The 15,766-nt window shown below is 67.2% G+C and carries 14 protein-coding genes; 4 read left to right on the top strand and 10 right to left on the bottom strand.

Annotated elements, in window-relative coordinates; genetic code table 11:
• Window positions 1-93: 93 nt before the first annotated feature.
• The 6 genes from ACSC1Y_RS10745 to ACSC1Y_RS10770 form a co-directional block, all read right to left on the bottom strand.
• Window positions 94-435 (bottom strand): hypothetical protein, encoded by a 342-nt coding sequence (locus ACSC1Y_RS10745; RefSeq protein WP_435334840.1) that lies wholly within the window; start codon window positions 433-435, stop codon window positions 94-96.
• Window positions 436-501: 66 nt separating this feature from the next.
• A complete protein-coding gene (locus ACSC1Y_RS10750; RefSeq protein ID WP_435334841.1) occupies window positions 502-2,133 on the bottom strand; it encodes an acetolactate synthase large subunit in 1,632 nt (543 codons plus the stop codon).
• A gap of 114 nt (window positions 2,134-2,247) precedes the next feature.
• Complete coding sequence (locus ACSC1Y_RS10755; protein WP_435334842.1) at window positions 2,248-3,495, bottom strand: hypothetical protein; 1,248 nt, start codon at window positions 3,493-3,495, stop codon at window positions 2,248-2,250.
• A 179-nt stretch (window positions 3,496-3,674) separates the two neighbouring features.
• On the bottom strand, window positions 3,675-5,057 hold the full coding sequence (locus ACSC1Y_RS10760; RefSeq protein ID WP_435334843.1) for an NAD-dependent succinate-semialdehyde dehydrogenase: 1,383 nt from the start codon (window positions 5,055-5,057) through the stop codon (window positions 3,675-3,677).
• A gap of 82 nt (window positions 5,058-5,139) precedes the next feature.
• Window positions 5,140-6,654 carry a carboxypeptidase M32 gene (locus ACSC1Y_RS10765; protein ID WP_435334844.1) on the bottom strand — a complete coding sequence of 505 codons (1,515 nt, stop codon included), beginning with the start codon at window positions 6,652-6,654 and terminating at the stop codon, window positions 5,140-5,142.
• Between the two features lie 77 nt (window positions 6,655-6,731).
• Window positions 6,732-7,850 (bottom strand): M20 family metallopeptidase, encoded by a 1,119-nt coding sequence (locus ACSC1Y_RS10770; protein ID WP_435334845.1) that lies wholly within the window; start codon window positions 7,848-7,850, stop codon window positions 6,732-6,734.
• Window positions 7,851-8,227: 377 nt separating this feature from the next.
• Here ACSC1Y_RS10770 and ACSC1Y_RS10775 point away from each other — a divergent pair, with 377 nt between their 5' ends.
• Complete coding sequence (locus ACSC1Y_RS10775; protein WP_435334846.1) at window positions 8,228-10,099, top strand: PINc/VapC family ATPase; 1,872 nt, start codon at window positions 8,228-8,230, stop codon at window positions 10,097-10,099.
• A 45-nt stretch (window positions 10,100-10,144) separates the two neighbouring features.
• Here the strand turns inward: ACSC1Y_RS10775 and ACSC1Y_RS10780 are convergent, their stop codons facing one another.
• From ACSC1Y_RS10780 to ACSC1Y_RS10795, 4 genes are all read right to left on the bottom strand, one after another.
• The gene (locus ACSC1Y_RS10780; RefSeq protein WP_435334847.1) at window positions 10,145-10,687 is read right to left on the bottom strand and encodes a hypothetical protein; all 543 of its coding nucleotides are present in this window, start codon (window positions 10,685-10,687) and stop codon (window positions 10,145-10,147) included.
• A gap of 70 nt (window positions 10,688-10,757) precedes the next feature.
• Complete coding sequence (locus ACSC1Y_RS10785; RefSeq protein WP_435334848.1) at window positions 10,758-11,168, bottom strand: hypothetical protein; 411 nt, start codon at window positions 11,166-11,168, stop codon at window positions 10,758-10,760.
• A 75-nt stretch (window positions 11,169-11,243) separates the two neighbouring features.
• Window positions 11,244-11,660, bottom strand: a complete 417-nt coding sequence (locus ACSC1Y_RS10790) for a flagellar basal body-associated FliL family protein (RefSeq protein WP_435334849.1) — start codon at window positions 11,658-11,660, stop codon at window positions 11,244-11,246.
• A 143-nt stretch (window positions 11,661-11,803) separates the two neighbouring features.
• Window positions 11,804-12,085, bottom strand: coding sequence for a MarR family transcriptional regulator (locus ACSC1Y_RS10795; protein ID WP_435334850.1), 282 nt, complete (start codon window positions 12,083-12,085; stop codon window positions 11,804-11,806).
• A gap of 134 nt (window positions 12,086-12,219) precedes the next feature.
• On the opposite strand from ACSC1Y_RS10795, the gene ACSC1Y_RS10800 reads away from it, so the two are divergent.
• From ACSC1Y_RS10800 to ACSC1Y_RS10810, 3 genes are read left to right on the top strand one after another with little or no spacing between them, the layout of a single operon-like run.
• Window positions 12,220-12,546, top strand: coding sequence for an EMC6-like membrane protein (locus ACSC1Y_RS10800; RefSeq protein ID WP_435334851.1), 327 nt, complete (start codon window positions 12,220-12,222; stop codon window positions 12,544-12,546).
• Between the two features lies 1 nt (window position 12,547).
• On the top strand, window positions 12,548-14,362 hold the full coding sequence (locus tag ACSC1Y_RS10805) for a ribosome biogenesis/translation initiation ATPase RLI (protein ID WP_435334852.1): 1,815 nt from the start codon (window positions 12,548-12,550) through the stop codon (window positions 14,360-14,362).
• Window positions 14,363-14,404: 42 nt separating this feature from the next.
• Window positions 14,405-15,739: an NHL repeat-containing protein gene (locus tag ACSC1Y_RS10810; protein ID WP_435334853.1), complete on the top strand. Its 1,335-nt coding sequence runs from the start codon at window positions 14,405-14,407 to the stop codon at window positions 15,737-15,739.
• Window positions 15,740-15,766 lie beyond the last annotated feature (27 nt).

Genomic DNA, 15,766 nt, shown 5'->3' on the forward strand with positions numbered 1-15,766 from the left:
GTCGGAGTCCGACCCGGATAAATAGACGGGCGTCGGCAGTCTGTGTGAGTTGCGGCAATCCGCGGTCCGGGGCGGTCCAGGGCGGTACCGCCGTCACAGCACCGCCACGGCGATGGCGACGACGCCACCGAGAAGCATCAGGTAGCCGCCTCGGCGGCGCTGTTTCACGTCGTCTGCGTCCACCTCGACGGTCTCGTAGTCGTCGGCCCCCGAGAGCAGGACGAGGAGCCAGACCGTGAACGCCTCGGCATAGACCACCTGCACGAGTCCCACGAGGGCGATGGCCGCCCCGAGTGCGGCGATGGTCGTTTCACGAGCCGACAGGGGGGCGACGGCGACGTTCAGCCCGACGGTGGCGACCAGTACGAGCGCGAAGGCGGCGACGACGCCGCCGAGCGCCAGTTTCGCGTTCCGGACGGCGGATTCTCGGCTCATACTCCCGGATTCGGCGCGTCGGTGTTTAGGCGTTGTCGAATCGGGATGTGGTCGTGCGGACCGACGCTACGAGTCCCGCGGCACGTCCACGACGACCATCGACAGCTCGTCGCTCGCGACCGCCTCGTTCAGCGTCTCTCCGAGCTCTGCCCACGAGCCGGGTCGGTACGTCTCGAGGCCGAAACTCTCGCCGAAGGTGACGAGGTCGGGATTGCCGATGTGGGTCCCGAACGACTCGCCTCGTTCCTCGCGCTGTTCCTCCGAGATGAGCCCGTAGTCGTCGTTCTGGAACACGACGACGGTGAAGTCACAGCCGAGGCGCGAGGCGGTCTCCAGTTCCGCCGCGTTCATCAGGAATCCACCGTCGCCGGTGGCCGCGACCACGTCGCCATCGACCGCGAGGTCGGCGGAGACGGCTCCAGGAACGGCGATACCCATCGTCGCGAGGCCGTTCGAGACGAGGAAGGTGTTCGGCTCGACGGTCGGGAAGTACTGCGAGAGTACCATCTTGTGACTGCCGACGTCCGAGACGAGCACGTCCTCGTCGGCCATCGCCTCGCGGAGCAGCGGGACCGTCCCACGGACGGAGAAGTCGTCGTTCTCGTCCGGCCGTTCTCTGGCTGCTTCGAGGACCGCGTCGCGAGCGTCGGCGTACCAGTCGGCGTCCGCTGCACAGCCGGATGCGGCTGTCGCGAGCGCGTCCAGTCCCCGTTCGACGTCCGCGACGATCTCGACCTCGGGGTCGTAATGGGCGTACACCTCGGCCGGTTCGGCGTCCAGGTGGACGACCCGCTTGTCACGGTCGGGGTTCCACGACTCGGGGTCGTGTTCGGCGATGTCGTAGCCGACCGCGAGGACGGCGTCTGCTCGTTCGACGGCGGCCGCGGTCTCGCCGTCGTCGCCGGAATCGAGCGTCATCAGGGAGTGGTCGTCGTGGTCCGAGATAGCGCCCTTACCCATGTACGTCTCGACGACCGGCAGCTCCGTCTCCTCGACGAACGAACGGAGGGAACTCGCCGCGTGGGCCCTGACCGCGCCGTTGCCCGCGAGCACCAGCGGTCGGTCGGCGTCGCGCAACACGCGGGCGGCCCGTTCGACGGAGGGCTCGTCCGGGTCGGGGAGCCGCACCCGCTCGCGGTTCGGGAGCGGGTCGACGTCGCACGCCTCCGCCGCGACGTCCTCGGGGACCTCCAGGTGCGTCGCACCCGGTTTCTCCGTCTCCGCGAGCTTGAACGCCTTGCGAACGGACTCGGCGACCACCGCGGGGTCGCTCACCGTCGTGTTCCACTTCACGACGGGCCCGAAGACGTGGGGCACGTCGAGCATCTGGTGGCTCTCCTTGTGGACTCGCTCGAGACTGCCCTGCCCCGTGAGCGCGACGAGCGGGGCCTTGTCGAGCTGGGCGTCGGCGACGCCCGTGAGGAGGTTCGTCGCCCCGGGGCCGAGCGTCCCCATGCAGACGCCGGCGTCGCCGGTCAGCCGGCCGTGGACGTCCGCCATGAACGCCGCACCCTGCTCGTGCCGAACCGGGACGAACTCGATGTCGGAATCTCGTATCGCGAACAGGAGGTCGCCGAGCTCCTCGCCGGGCAGGCCGAACACGTGTTCGACGCCCTCGCGCTCGAGACAGGTAACGAGCGTCTCAGCGACCGTCCGCTGGTCTGTCGCCGCCGTCGAATCGGAACCGTCCCCTTCCATAGTAGAGACGTGTCACCACAGCCGGTTGGTGGGATAGCCTAACTGGGTAGTGGTCCGGGGGCGTCTGGGAGACGGGGGTCGGAGAGGCCACCGAAATCGAATGCTCCAGCCGACCTACACCAGGTGGACGATGGCCGGCTTCCCGCGGTACAGCATCGGCAGGTCGCCGATGGCCCAGCCGACACCGGTCGTCTCGACGTAGTAGTAGCGCCGGCCGTCACGCTCCCAGTAGTAGCCCGGCGAGTCGTCGGGACCGTAGATTCCGACGGCCATGTGGCCCGGCGGCTGGATGAGGACGGTGTCGTAGCCGAACACCGGGGCCTGGAGAACGCTCGCGAGCAGGATGCTCGAATCCTCGCAGTCGCCGCCGCACTCGACGAGCGTCTCCAGGCTGTACTTCGTGTAGTCGTCGAACCCCTTGCTCACGTCGTCGGGAACGTACGGGAGGTGCTGGACGAAATCGACGACGAACTCGAGCTGCTGGCGACGGGTCGTGAACCCGTTGCGCCTGGCGACCCCCGCGAGGATGGACGCGATCTCGGTCGCGAACCCGGCGTTCGTCTCGTAGGCGACGAACTCCGGACGGGAGCGACCGTGGTCCCGCCGGACAGCCTGCACGTAGGCAGCCTTGAAGACGAAGAACTCGGCGCTCCACTCCGTGCCCTCGGTCCGGCCCGTGAACGTCAGCCGGTAGGCTCCCTCGACGCTCGACCGGCGGTGGTTCTGTCCCGAGTCGTCTCCGACGGCGTCGAGCTCCTTCGTCGAGACGCGCCGGATGCGGCCGTCGTCGTGACGGACGAAGGGGTCGGTCTCGTGGACGTACTCTATCTCGTCGGGAACGAGCGCGTCGAAGCTCTTGCCGGCCGGGAGCGCGAAGACCGAGTAGTAGAGCGGCTCGCCGACGGGTGCGTCGGACAGGTCGACCGCGACGGTCACGTCCTGTGCTCGCGTGGCGTCGAGGACGCCCTCGCTCTGCCCGTAGGCGACGATCTTCCCGCCCGGGAACTGCCTCGCGGCGACGAGCAACGCCATCGTCGAGAGGTCGAAGGAGTCGAAATCCACGTCGTCGGGGACCACCCGGACCGTGACCCCGTTCGAGCTGTAGCTCCTGATGTGGGAGACGGCGAACGCGTCGGTGACGGTTATCGACGTCTCGAGCGCAGACGGAACGGCATCACCCTCCGGTCGTGGCGAGGACAGGGGCGACGCGTCGTCGGAACTGGTCGGGGTGGTGTCCCTGGCACGTGAGAAGGGGTCCGAGAGACAGCCGGACAGTCCCGCGGCACTCAGCGTCCCGACTGCGCGGAGAACCTGACGACGCGACCGGGGAGAGCGGTTCGGCCGCGGAGGCAACGGCTCCATGTAACCGGTACGTGACGTACCGAGATGAACGGTACAAACGGTGCGCTGGGGAGTTACGTCACGTCCGGGGAATCACCGGTTGGTCGGTAGCACGGTCGTGCCGGTCCGGGCTTCGCCTCTCCGTTCCCCCGAACCGACAGCCGGTGTTCCGTTACTCCGAACCGACAGCCGCTGTCTCGTTACTCCGACCCTGCCCCTGCGTCCTGTAGCCACACCGTCTTGCGGTTGACGAACTCGCGGATACCTTCACGCGAGAGCTCGCGGCCGTAGCCCGATTCCTTCACGCCACCGAAGGGGATGCGCGGGTCGGACTTCACGAGTTCGTTGACGAAGGTACAGCCGGCTTCGATGTCGCGTGCGACCCGTTCGCCGCGGTCGAGGTCGCTCGTCCAGATCGACGCCCCCAGTCCGTACTGGGTGTCGTTCGCGAGTTCGACTGCCCGCTCTTCGCTCTCGGCGCGGAAGACGGCGGCGACGGGTCCGAACGTCTCCTCGGCGGCGGCTGGCGCGTCCGCCGTGACGTCGGTCAGTATCGTCGGCGGGTAGTAGAACCCGTCCCTGTCGAGGGGTTCGCCACCCATCGCACAGGTCGCGCCCGCGTCTATCGAATCCGTCACCTGCTCGTGGAGGTCCTGCATCAGGTCCTCGCGGGCCTGCGGGCCGATGTCGGTCGCTTCCTTCGTCGGGTCACCGACCGTCCAGTCCTCCACCTCGGCCACGAACCGCTCGAGGAACTCGTCGTACACCTCGCCGTGGACGATGAAGCGCTTGGCGGCGATGCAGGACTGGCCGCTGTTCTGGAGCCGAGCCCGGGCCGCGGTCTCGGCGGCCGCGTCGAGGTCGGCGTCGTCGAGGACGACGAACGGGTCGGAGCCGCCGAGTTCGAGCACGGTCTTCTTCAGCTCCTCGCCGGCGGTCGCCGCAACCTTCTCGCCAGCACCACCACTGCCGGTGAGCGTGACGGCCCGGACCCGGTCGTCACGAATAACGTCTTCGGCGCGGGAGCCGCCGACGAGCAACGTCTGGAAGGCTCCCTCGGGGAAGCCTGCCTCGCGGAACACCTCCTCGATGGCCTGCGCGCACTTCGGGACGTTCGAGGCGTGTTTGAGCAGGCCGACGTTCCCGGCCACGAGGTTCGGCGCGGCGAACCGGAACACTTGCCAGAACGGGAAGTTCCACGGCATCACCGCCAGAACAGGCCCAAGAGGCTCGTAGGTGACGTACGTCTTCGCGTGCTCCGCGCCGCCGCGGACCTCGTCCTGCAGGTACTCGGGGGCCATCTCGGCGTAGTGCTCGCAGACCCAGGCGCACTTCTCGACCTCGTCGCGACCCTGGTCGATGGGTTTGCCCATCTCTTCGGTCATCAGTTCGGCGTACTCGTCGGTGTTCTCGCGGAGCACCTCGGCGGCGTCCAGCAGCAGCTGTCGACGCTCCGTCATCTCTACGTCCTGCCAATCCTCGAAGGTCTCCTCGGCCCTGGCGAGCCGCTGGTCGACCTCGTCGTCGGTGTGTTCCTCGATGGTTCCCAGTGTCTCGCCGGTCGCGGGGTTGACGCGCTCCATGTGTGACGGTAGTCGCCACACGCGGGAAAATGTCGGGCCGAACGTATGTGGCTCGGCTCGAAGAAGGTGCCGTCGTGGACGGCTACAGGTCGTACAGCTCGCCGTACTTCTCGGTCACGTAGTCGACGAAGTAGTCGGCGGTGAACTCCTCGCCGGTGGCCTCGCGGACCAGGTCGTCGGTCGTGAAGCGCTTGCCGTGCTGGTGGACGTGCTCGCGCAGCCACTCGCGCAGGTCGTCGAACTCGCCGGCGCGGATCTGTGACTCGAGCGTCGCGATGTCCCCCTCGGCGGCCTCGTACAGCTGGGCGGCCATGACGGAGCCGAGCGAGTACGTCGGGAAGTAGCCGAAGCTGCCGTGGCTCCAGTGAATGTCCTGCAGACAGCCCTCGGCGTCGGTCTCCGGGCGGAGGCCGAGGTACTCCTCGTACTTGTCGTTCCACGTCTCGGGAACGTCGGAGACATCGAGGTCGCCCGAGATGAGCTCCTTCTCGATCTCGAAGCGGACGATGATGTGCATGTGGTAGGTCAGCTCGTCCGCCTCGACGCGGATGAGGTTGTCCTCCTTGACCGTGTTCGCGGCCTCGTAGGCGTCACGCGGCGTGGCGTCGCCGAGCTGCGGGAAGCGCTCTTTCATCGTCGGGAGGAACCGTTCCCAGAACGCCTCGCTGCGGCCGACGTGGTTCTCCCAGAGGCGCGACTGGCTCTCGTGGACGGAGAGGTCGCGCGACTCGCCCAGCGGCGTGCCGTAGTGCTCGTCCGGCAAGCCGAGCGTGTACTGGGCGTGGCCGAACTCGTGGATGGTCGAGGTCAGGGCACCGAGCGGGTCGGACTCGTCGAAGCGGGTCGTGACGCGGGCGTCGAACTGCGTGCCCGTCGAGAACGGGTGCGGCGCGACGTCGAGGCGGCCGCGGTCCCAGTCGTAGCCGAGCGTGTCGAGCACGTCGCGGGCCAGCTCCTCCTGGGTCTCGACGTCGAACTCGCCCTCGAACGGCGTCGCGAGCTCTGCGTCGGAAGCGCGGATGTCCTCGACGAGGGGGACGAGCTCCTCGCGTAGCTGTGCGAGCATATCGGAGGCCGTATCGAGGCCGAGGTACGGCTCGTACTCCTCGAACAGGACCTCGTACGGATCCTTGTCGGGGTCGATGCAGGCGGCGTACTCGCGCTTCAGCTCGACCAGCTTCTCGAGCGTCGGCGCGAAGATGGAGAAGTCGTCCTCCGCCTTCGCTTTCTTCCACTTCGGGTGCGCTTCGGAGGTCGTCTGGGATATCTCCTGGACGAGTTCCGTGGGGACCCGTGTCGCTCGCTCGTGCTTGCGTCGGATCTCTCGGACGACGGCCTGCTGGCCCTCGTCGAGGTCCGCCGATTCGAGCTCGTCGAGGTGCCGGGCCATCTCGTCGTCGGTGAGCAGCTCGTGGCTCAGGGCGGAGAGCGTGGAGAGCTGCTGTGACCGTGCTTTGATGCCGTCCTCGGGCATCATGACCTCCTGGTCCCAGCTGAGAACCTGCTGGGAGAACCCGATGTTGGAGATGCGCTTGACGGTGGAGAGGAACTCCTCGTAGGTGTCGCCGACGTTGTCAGTGGCGGCTTCGGTTGCCATGGACTACCTTTTCGGTTCGAAACTATCAATCCGGCGGTGTCGCGTGTGAACTCGTGACTCTGGGTGCCGGAGCTACGTCACCCCCACGTCTCCGCCAGTTCCCGGTACGCCTCGTAGCACGTCGCCAGCACGTCGAGGCTCACGCTCTCGGTCTTCGTGTGCGCTTCACCAGTCTCCGACGGGCCGCAGACGACGCACTCGGTGCCCGCCTGCGCAAGCCAGCCGGCGTCGGTCGCGTGCGGCTTCGTGACGTGCTGGCCCCGTCCCGACTGGACGGCCCGGACCGCCGCGAGCGCGGCGTCGGCGAACTCGTCGTCCTCACAGCGCATCGGCGGAAGGTCCTGGTCGACGGCCCACTGGACGCCCTCGATATTTTCGACCTGCGCGAGGTCGGCCCGTTCGCCGGGAACGGTCCGTTCGTCGACCGTCACCTCGCAGGTCTCTGGGACCACGTTCCACGCCGAGCCGCCGTCTATCTCGGTGACGCAGACGCTCCCCGACAGCTCCTCGCCGGCGACCTCGATGGTCGGCCAGTCGAGTTCCCGCACGACGTCGACGGCGTCGCAGGCCCGGTAGACCGCGTTCGCGCCGAGGTGTGGCTCGCTCGCGTGGGCGGCCTCGCCCCGGGCCGTGATGGTGCTCCCGCGCCGACCCTTGTGCGCCAGCGCCACGTCGAGGACGCCCTCGGCGGAGGCGTAGCCGGTCGACCCCTCCGCGACGAGCGCGTGGTCCGGCGCGAAGCCCTGCTCGATGGCGTATCGAGCGCCGACGCCGCCGACCTCCTCGCCGACGAAGCAGGCGAAGACGAGCTCGTATTCTGCCTCCCCGAGGTCTGCGTCACGGAAGGCCAGCATGGCGGCCGCGTCTGCGCCCTTCATGTCCGCCGAGCCCCGGCCGTAGAGTCGGCCGTCCTCCTCGTAGACGACGTAGTTCCCCTCGTCGTCGACCTGCGTCTCGTCCGGGGGGACGACGTCGTGGTGGCCGACGAGTGCGAGCGTGGGTGAGTCTCGTTCCGTGTTGCCCCGACGCGCGATGACGTTGCCACCCCGCCCTTCGTCGGCGCCGGCGTCGTCCCGCGTCACCTCGGCGTCGGTGTGCTCGTGCAGCCAGTCCTCGATGTAGTCCCCGGCGGCGGCCTCTCCCTCGTGACTCGGGATGGCGACGAGGTCGCGCGTGAGGTCCGTGAGTTCCTGCATGACTCGGATGTGGGGATGTGGTGGGAAAAAGGCGTGTGGGGAATTTCACCGCATTCGTGTTGCATCGGGTCTGGCTGGAACTGGCGCGGTCGTCTCCCTATGAGAGCGGTTTTGCAAGCACAGTTCACGAATCACGACGGAACCGAGAAACCGCATCCGCACCGCAGCCACTGCTCACGGGCCACGAGTGGCCCGTTCGCTCCGAGGCGGCGGAGCCGCCTCGCTATCGCTCGGGCCGGCTGTCAGCGCGCGCCACTCGGTAGATTGGTCGTCGTCGCACGTCACGAAATCGGTTCCCGGAATCCACACCGTGTGCAGTGATAACGCAACGTGTCGCAGCCGTGGCCTTAAGAACCAGCGGGGCCCTACAGGCGCACATGAACGTTGTTCCGGACACGAGCGTGGTCATCGACGGCCGCGTGTCCGAGAAGGTCGACGACGGCGACTACGAGGGAGCCACCATCTCGGTTCCCGAGGCCGTCGTCGCCGAGCTGGAATCGCAGGCCAACGCCGGTTTCGACACCGGCTGGGAGGGGCTGGAGGAACTCCAGCGCCTGGCCGAGTTAGCGGACGCGGGAACCATCACGCTGGAGTACGTCGGGGAGCGCCCCGACGAGGTCGAGATAAGCAACGCCGCCGAGGGCGAGATAGACGCCCACATCCGCGACCTCGCGGCCAGCATGGGCGCGACGTTCCTCACGAGCGACGTCGTCCAGGCCGAGGTCGCGAAGGCGAAGGGCCTCGACGTCGAGTTCGTCTCCGCCGAGAGCCGGAGCATCGATACGCTCGCCATCCAGCACTACTTCGACGACGACACGATGAGCGTCCACCTCCGGCAGGACGCCGTCCCGAAGGCGAAACGCGGTGCCATCGGCGACATGCACTACGTCGAGATCGCCGACGAGCCGCTCGACGAGGCGACGATGCGCGAGTACGCCAACGAGGTCATCGACGCGGCGAAGGAGTCCTCCGAGGGCTTCCTCGAACTCTCGCGCAACGGGATGGACATCGTCCAGTTCCGCGACTACCGCATCGCGGTCGCCCGCCCGCCGTTCGCCGACGGCATCGAGATAACCGCCGTCAGGCCAATCGCCCAGACCGACATGGAGGACTACGAGCACAGCGAGGAGCTCAAAGAGCGTCTCCTCGAACGCCAGCGCGGCGTGCTCATCTCCGGGGCACCGGGTGCCGGGAAGTCCACCTTCGCGCAGGCAGTCGCGCGGTTCATCTCCAGCCACGACTACTCCGTCAAGACGATGGAGAAGCCGCGCGACCTGCAGGTCGGCCCCGAGATCACGCAGTACACCGAACTCGACGGCGAGATGGCGAACACGGCCGACGCCCTGCTGATGGTCCGGCCGGACTACACCATCTACGACGAGGTCAGGAAGACGAACGACTTCGAGGTCTTCGCGGACATGCGCCTCGCCGGCGTCGGCATGATCGGCGTGGTCCACGCGACGCGAGCCATCGACGCGCTCCAGCGCCTCGTCGGCCGGGTCGAACTCGGCATGATTCCGCAGGTCGTCGACACCGTCGTCTACATCGAGGCCGGTGAGATAGCCAAGGTCTACGACGTCCGGACCGAGGTCAAGGTCCCCGCGGGCCTCACCGAGGAGGACCTCGCCCGGCCGGTCATCGTCATCGAGGAGTTCGAGACGGGCACGCCGGAGTACGAGATCTACACCTTCAACCGGCAGGTCGTCACCGTCCCGCTCAAGGAGGAAGAAGAGCGCAAGGACACCGGCGTCAACCGCATCGCGAAACAGGAGATAGAGCGGGAGATCCGCTCCATCGCCCGCGGCCACGTCTCGGTCGACCTGAAGGGCCAGAACACCGCGGTCGTCTACGTCGAGGAGAACGACATCTCGGCGGTCATCGGCAAGGGCGGCGGCCGCATCACCGACATCGAGAACCGCCTCGGCATCGACATCGACGTCCGGACGCACGACGAGAACCCGCACTACAGAACGGGTGGCTCGAGCGGAGATGGCGGCTCCGGCGGCAGCAGCGGCGGCCAGCAGGACGCCGGCCAGCTCGTCACCCCCGAGATAACCTCCCGGCACATCGTCATCCCGGTCGACGGCCACACCGGCGAGACCGTCGAGGTCCGCGCTGCCGGCGACTACCTGTTCACGGCGACGGTCGGCCGCGGCGGCGAGGTCCAGGTCTCGCGTGGCTCGGCCATCGCGGACGAACTGGAGCGCGCTATCGACCACAAGAACACCATCACGGTCCACACGGCCTGAGCGAAAGGGCCGGTTCTCTCTTTCAGATACGCGCGACGGCCGCTTTCAGGCACAGGCGACGATTCCCCAGCCGATGGTCGGCTGTGTGTCGTCGGCCTCGCCGGGCGCTCGCGCCGCGAACCTGTCGGTCACGTAGTACCAGCCGTACGAGGTGGAACTTCGATGCATGGTCCGCGTCCCGTCACCGGTTTCCGAGGCGTCGACAGCGACCCACGTTCTGACGACATAGCCCGTCTCTGTCCGGCTCTCGACCGTTGCGCCCGACCCGTCGAACCCGGAGAACGTCCAGCGCGATTCGCGCTCGACCTCGGCGTGGGCCAGTGCTTTCTCGAACTGGATGGCGAACTCTGTGACGGTCGATTCGGTCAGTGACGCCGGGAGCGATGGATAGGTCGCCTCCGGGAGCGACCCCGCCTCGCAATCGTCGTCAGGTGTGGGGACACCGTCCGGATGGCTCGGAGTCGCAACCATCGTGGTCGTCGCTGTCTGGTCCGTCGCAGCTTCGGGTTCACCTGTCCCGGTGGAACCGCTACCGAGACAGCCGCCGAACAGTCCCACCCCCACCGCGAGGAACGCCCTTCGTTGCATACATCTCGATTTTTTTACTAGAACAAGTGTCTTCTGTGGCTACAGTTCCGCCGTCGATTCGGTCGCCGTACTACTCGTCTTCGTCGTCGTCCGGCCCGACGAGATACTCGTTCGCCCGCCAGGTGAACGTCAGGAAGGCCGCGAAGTAGCCGGCACCCGCCCCGATCCAGCCGGCGGTGTTCCCGAGCAGTCCCTCGAACAGGACGACGCTCAGGAGCGCGACGATGATGGCGGCGAACTCGACGAAGACGAGGTCGCCGAACTTCGCGGCCAACGACCGGTTCTCGAGGTAGCCGTCGGTGTCGAAGTTGTTGCCGACGAGACCGAACACCATCAGGCCGACCGGCGTCGAGACGGCGATTCCGAGCGCCGTTCGCTTGGCCTCGGAGACGCCCTCGATGGGGGTCGCCTGGATGGTGCCGGCGACGATGCTGGCGGCGAACAGGGCCACGCCGACCAGGACGAGTCGTTTCGGTTTCATGGAACGTGCTGGGACACGGTCGGCAAAAGGCGGTTCGGTGTGGACGTGCTGCGTGTCGGTGTCGAGAGAGCGCGGTCAGGCGACCTCGTACTCGCCGACGACGTAGGTCCGCCCGTTGCGCTCGGCGACGAGCTGGACGGTGTCGCCCGACTCGACGCCCGAGATGGTCGTCGAATCACCGGTCGCGATGCTGTCTCCGTCGTCCACGCTGAAGTCCGTCGCCGCCCAGGTGGTCCGGGAGTCGCCGACGACGATGCTGACCGAACCGGCCGGGAGCGCCTCGCCGCCGTCGTGGCTGATGGTGAGCTCACCGGCGTTCGTCTCCGCGAAGGCGAACTCCGTCTCCGGCGGGTCGAGCGGGTCCTGTCCGCCGTAGACGTAGGCGCCGGCGACGCCGAGGACGCTGGACGCGAGCATCACGAAGACGAGGGCGATGACCCAGAGCCGTCGCTGACCCTGCGGTGGTTCCGGGACGGCCGAGACGTCGGACATGTGCTGGTGGTCGATACCGACCTACATGAACGATGTGGCCGTGACTGGCAGGGTCGTGTAACCGTGACTGGCAGGGTCGTGCGGCCGCTCCCGACCGTCGGCGCCGCTGGTCGGTCGTGGAAAAAGCGGAAGTCAGTAGGCGGCTATTCGGCGCAGCAGGGTTCGGCTTCCGTGCCGTTCTCCGTCGCCATCGCGTCTTCGTCGATCTCGTAGAGGCTCTGTCGCGCGTCGGCGAAGTAGACGTCCTGGTTGACGAGGTCGATGTCCTGCAGTCGTTCGAGCGCGTAGCGAACCGTCCGAGCGGAGAGCATCGACTCCTCTACTATCTGTTTCTGTGTGAGTGGCCCGTCGTACTCGAGAACCTTGAATACGAGCTTCGCACTCGGCGGCAGCTCCTCGAGTTTTTCCCCAGTTGTGGCGGCCATCGTTACGAATCGAAAGCGCCCACGCTCATAAAGATTCACCCCAACAAGTACAGCTCGCACACGACCGAAACCGTACCGGGTGGCGGCGAACGCCAAGCGAACGCCTTTTTACGCGCGCTCTCCCACGAACGCACATGGCTACCGACACAGCTGACACCGACGTCGAGTCGGAGAGTCAGCACTTCGAGACGGTAACCCGTACGACACTCTCGGCGGCGGCTGGTGTCGCGGCGGCATTCGTCTCGTCGTGGCTCACCGGGGATATGACCCCGACGCAGGCCGCGCTTCACCAGCCCGCACAGGCAGTCGTCCTCGTCGCCATCGCCGTCCAGCCGGTGCTCCAGCGGCTCCTCGGCGTCTACAAGGACGACTTCGGCGCGAAGGACATGTTCTTCATCGCCTTCATGACCTTCTCCATGTGGTTCGTCACGTGGGGCATCATGTTGAGCGCGGCCAGCTAAGATGGCGGACGACAGTATCGCGGTCGTCGACCTGGAGCGCTGTCAGCCCGACCGCTGTAACTACGAGTGCAAGAACTTCTGCCCGCCGAACCGGACGGGCAAGGAGTGCATCACCCTCCGCGGCGAGGACGCCATGGAGGGCAAGCCCGACCAGGTCCGCATCTCCGAGGAGATCTGTCTGGGCGAGACCTGCGGTATCTGCGTCGAGAAGTGCCCGTTCGACGCCATCGAGATAATCAACCTCCCGCAGGAGCTGAGCGAGGAGCCGGCCCACCGCTACGGCGAGAACGCCTTCTCGCTGTACGGCCTGCCGGCACCCGAGGAAGGTCGCGTGACCGGTATCCTCGGCCCGAACGGTATCGGGAAGACGACGGCCGTCCGCATCCTCGCCGGCGAGATGCACCCGAACCTCGGCGACTACGGCCGCGAGCCGGAGTGGTCGGACATCCTCGACCGCTACCGCGGCACGGAGCTGCAGGACTACCTCAGGGACCTGCGCGACGGCGACGTGAAGGTCGCCCGAAAGCCGCAGTACGTCGACCAGATTCCGAAGCAGTTCGACGGCAAGACCCGAACGCTGCTCGAGTCGGCCGACGAGCGCGGCGTCATCGAGCGGCTGGCCGAGCGCCTCTCCATCACGCCGGTCCTCGACCAGGACATCGACAGCCTCTCCGGCGGTGAGCTCCAGCGCGTCGCCCTCGCCGCGACGCTCGCACGCGACGCCGACTTCTACTTCCTCGACGAGGTCACGCCGTACCTCGACATCGGCCAGCGCGTCACCGCGGCGCGCCTCATCCGAGAGCTCGCCGAGGAGGGCGACCGGTCGATGCTCGTCGTCGAGCACGACCTGGCCATCCTCGACCTCCTCGCGGACAACCTCCACCTCGCCTACGGTGAACCCGGGGCGTACGGTGTCATCACGAAGCCGAAGTCCGTCAGGAACGGTATCAACGAGTACCTCAAGGGCTACCTCGAGAACGAGAACATGCGCATCCGCCCGAAGGCCATCACCTTCGAGGAACACGCGCCCCGGACCGTCGACGAGGGCGACGTGCTCGCGGAGTATCCCGACCTCTCGATGAGCTACGGCGAGGGCGAGTTCAGCCTCGACGTGGACGCCGGCCAGATTCACGAGAACGAGGTGCTGGGCATCGTCGGTCCGAACGGTATCGGGAAGTCGACGTTCGCGAAGCTCCTCAACGGCGCGCTCGAGCCGACCGAGGGCGACGTCGATTTCGAGCTGGACATCTCCTACAAGCCGCAGTACATCGAGATAGACAAGCAGATGCGCGTCGACGTGTTCCTCTCGTCGATAACCGACCAGTTCGGGTCGTCGTACTGGGACACCGAGATCGCCCAGCCGCTCCAGCTGCACCGCATCATGGAGCAGAACCTCGACGACCTCTCCGGCGGTGAGCGCCAGCGCGTCGCCATCGCCGCCTGTCTGTCCGAGGACGCGGACCTCTACCTGCTCGACGAGCCCTCGGCACACCTCGACGTCGAACAGCGCGTGCAGGCCACGCGCGCCATCCGTCGGTACGCCGAGAGCCAGGACGCGACCGTCATGGTCATCGACCACGACATCTACATGATCGACCTGCTCGCGGACCGCCTGATGGTCTTCGACGGCGAGCCGGCCCACCACGGTCACGCCGGCACGCCCCAGGGCATGCGCTCGGGCATGAACGAGTTCCTCGCGAACCTCGACGTCACGTTCCGTCGCGACGAACGGACCAAGCGTCCCCGCGTCAACAAGCCCGACTCGCAGCTCGACCGCCAGCAGAAGTCCCAGGGCGAGTACTACTACGCGCCCTGAGAACCGAAGCCGTAAGGTAGCGCCGTCCCATCACCTCGTGTCGTGAAAGGTCTCCGCCGCGTCATCCGCCGCGCTTCTATCGGGGGTGACTCTGCCCTCTCGCCGCTCCGAGACCCGGGGAGCCGCGCTCGACTCCTCTCAGTCCTCGTCCTCTGTTGTCTGGCTATCGCGCTCGCGGGCGTTCTCGTCGGACCAGCCGGCCCACAGCTGCAGGTCGACCGCGAGCGCCCCGCGAACAACACGCTCGTCGGCCTCCAGGGATACGCAGACGAGGGCCGCGTCGTGGAACTCACGCCCGCTGGTGAGGTCGTCTGGGAGTACCACGCTGGCGACGTCTTCGACGTCGAGGCCGTGAACGGGAGCACCGTCCAGATCGCCACGGCCGAGACGCTCCCCGATGCGGACTGTCCCGAGCCGTACGCGAGCGACGGGTACGACGGCTGCGTTCGGAACGCGCTGAAGCACGTCGACCGCGACTCGAAGCGGGTCGTCTGGGAGTACGCCTGGTACGACGTCGAGAAGCACGAGCACGAACTTCACGATGCAGACCGGTACGTGGTCGACGGAGAACCCCGGTACGTCATGGTGGACCTCGGTAACGACCGCGTCTTCGCCGTGAACAGTGCTGGCGAGAAACTGTGGCAATGGAACGCCAGCGACACGTACGAGCGCCCGGAGGACATGGGTGTCGAGGGCGACTGGACGCACGCGAACGACGTCGACCGGGTCGAGCCGGGTGTCTTCCAGGTGAGCCTGCGCAACTTCGACACGGTGGTCGAACTCCACGTCGCCGACGACGGCTCGGTCCGGGTCGAGCCCGTCCTCGGGCCGAACCAGTACGAGGGCTCTGCCGGGCCGCTGTACGAACAGCACAACCCCGACCGGCTCGGCGACGGGTCGCTCCTCGTCGCCGACAGCGAACACGACCGCGTGGTCGAGTTCGCGCCCGACGGGACGAAGACCTGGGAGGTCGGCGGGAGCGCGACGTTCGACTGGCCCCGCGACGCCGACCGCCTCCCGAACGGCCACACCATCGTTGCCGACTCGTACAACGACCGCATCGTCGAACTCGACGAGAGTGGGACGGTCGTCTGGGCGGTACGGACGGGCGGCCTGCCATACGAAGCGGACCGGGTCACCCCGCACGAGCCGGCGGCCGCCGACGGAAGCGCGTCCGGGCCGTCGGCTCGCGAGGCGGGGCTAGAGAGCCGGGTTCGTGAGGCGTCGACAGTCAGTGAGAAGCTGGCGTACGCCGTCTCGGTCGCGAAGTACGTGCTCCCGAACAGCGTCGCCGAACAGCTCTACCCGTTGCTCGGTGCAGTCGTGTTCGGGCTGGCCGGGCTGGTCGACGCCGGCTACCGCCGGCTCAGAGACTGAGGTTGGGCCGGATTGTTTATCCACGGT

The sequence above is a fragment of the Haloarchaeobius lipolyticus genome, from assembly GCF_051208015.1.
Taxonomy (GTDB): domain Archaea; phylum Halobacteriota; class Halobacteria; order Halobacteriales; family Natrialbaceae; genus Haloarchaeobius.

What these genes read in the sequence shown, in the direction of transcription:
- ACSC1Y_RS10745 (WP_435334840.1), bottom strand. Translation starts at nt 435, where the DNA reads ATGAGCCGAGAATCCGCCGTCCGGAACGCGAAACTGGCGCTCGGCGGC.
- ACSC1Y_RS10750 (WP_435334841.1), bottom strand. Translation starts at nt 2,133, where the DNA reads ATGGAAGGGGACGGTTCCGATTCGACGGCGGCGACAGACCAGCGGACG.
- ACSC1Y_RS10755 (WP_435334842.1), bottom strand. Translation starts at nt 3,495, where the DNA reads ATGGAGCCGTTGCCTCCGCGGCCGAACCGCTCTCCCCGGTCGCGTCGT.
- ACSC1Y_RS10760 (WP_435334843.1), bottom strand. Translation starts at nt 5,057, where the DNA reads ATGGAGCGCGTCAACCCCGCGACCGGCGAGACACTGGGAACCATCGAG.
- ACSC1Y_RS10765 (WP_435334844.1), bottom strand. Translation starts at nt 6,654, where the DNA reads ATGGCAACCGAAGCCGCCACTGACAACGTCGGCGACACCTACGAGGAG.
- ACSC1Y_RS10770 (WP_435334845.1), bottom strand. Translation starts at nt 7,850, where the DNA reads ATGCAGGAACTCACGGACCTCACGCGCGACCTCGTCGCCATCCCGAGT.
- ACSC1Y_RS10775 (WP_435334846.1), top strand. Translation starts at nt 8,228, where the DNA reads ATGAACGTTGTTCCGGACACGAGCGTGGTCATCGACGGCCGCGTGTCC.
- ACSC1Y_RS10780 (WP_435334847.1), bottom strand. Translation starts at nt 10,687, where the DNA reads ATGCAACGAAGGGCGTTCCTCGCGGTGGGGGTGGGACTGTTCGGCGGC.
- ACSC1Y_RS10785 (WP_435334848.1), bottom strand. Translation starts at nt 11,168, where the DNA reads ATGAAACCGAAACGACTCGTCCTGGTCGGCGTGGCCCTGTTCGCCGCC.
- ACSC1Y_RS10790 (WP_435334849.1), bottom strand. Translation starts at nt 11,660, where the DNA reads ATGTCCGACGTCTCGGCCGTCCCGGAACCACCGCAGGGTCAGCGACGG.
- ACSC1Y_RS10795 (WP_435334850.1), bottom strand. Translation starts at nt 12,085, where the DNA reads ATGGCCGCCACAACTGGGGAAAAACTCGAGGAGCTGCCGCCGAGTGCG.
- ACSC1Y_RS10800 (WP_435334851.1), top strand. Translation starts at nt 12,220, where the DNA reads ATGGCTACCGACACAGCTGACACCGACGTCGAGTCGGAGAGTCAGCAC.
- ACSC1Y_RS10805 (WP_435334852.1), top strand. Translation starts at nt 12,548, where the DNA reads ATGGCGGACGACAGTATCGCGGTCGTCGACCTGGAGCGCTGTCAGCCC.